At 58.8% G+C, this 811-nt stretch carries 1 protein-coding gene; it reads right to left on the bottom strand.

The window, feature by feature from the left end:
- Nucleotides 1-83: 83 nt before the first annotated feature.
- On the bottom strand, nucleotides 84-644 hold the full coding sequence (locus AC1D15_RS35200; protein WP_477829732.1) for a hypothetical protein: 561 nt from the start codon (nucleotides 642-644) through the stop codon (nucleotides 84-86).
- Between the last annotated feature and the right edge of the window lie 167 nt (nucleotides 645-811).

Consider the following 811-nt stretch of genomic DNA (forward strand, 5'->3'; position numbering starts at 1 on the left):
GCCACTACGCCGGCCTGACTTAAACCAACCGGCCTCCACGGAACCCGGGGCGATTCACACTGAGCCGCCCGAGGCAGAGGTCCCTATCGACCCCTTCGCTTCATGGTCACCGCCCTTTTTGCGCGAATCGACTCCCGTCGAAATGCAATCACGCTATCCGCGTCCAACAACTCGGGAGCGTCTGGCAGCTTCTCTACCAGCAGCGCCATGGCCTTTGCATTCGTAGGAGCGAGCTTGTGGCCGATGGAGATGCAAAGGACCGTTGAAAGCAGAGTCAACAGCTCCCTGACCTCGCTGGCCATCCTCGCGCCGGCAGCCGTCACGTAGACCCGCCGAGCGCGCCGGTCCACAAGCGAGGCAGACTCTATTTGCTGCACAAGGCCTTTGTCGCGCAAAGCCTTCAGCTGAATTGAAATCATTGCTCGGCTCTCGCTCAGGTTGGCAGCAAGCTCTGACGCGCTTGCCGCCCGAGATTCCGACTTGGCCCTCCCGCGCCCGCGCGCTCGCGGGGTCAACTCCGCAAGCACCAGCATCTGCGTGGTGTTGATCCCCCACTGGAGTCGCTTTTGATTCATGCGGTCTTCGATTTGATTGGCCACATTGAGGTGGTTCATCAACAAACGGATCGCTTCATCAGTGGTCATCTCTCGAGCCTCTCACCTTCGTTAACCGCAAGTGTGACAAAAATGCCACGGAGCGATCCAATACCAATGCGCAAAGTTTTACGCACTGTCGTGTGTCCGCATGCGATTGAGGGCCGAATCGCGCAGTGAATATGTTCCCTGCGACGCAGCTCGTCTCTTCCACATGC

The organism is Rhizobacter sp. P2_H2 (assembly GCF_056403375.1).

Bases quoted from the DNA above. Each gene is read 5' to 3' on its own strand.
- AC1D15_RS35200 (WP_477829732.1), bottom strand. From the start codon at position 644: ATGACCACTGATGAAGCGATCCGTTTGTTGATGAACCACCTCAATGTG.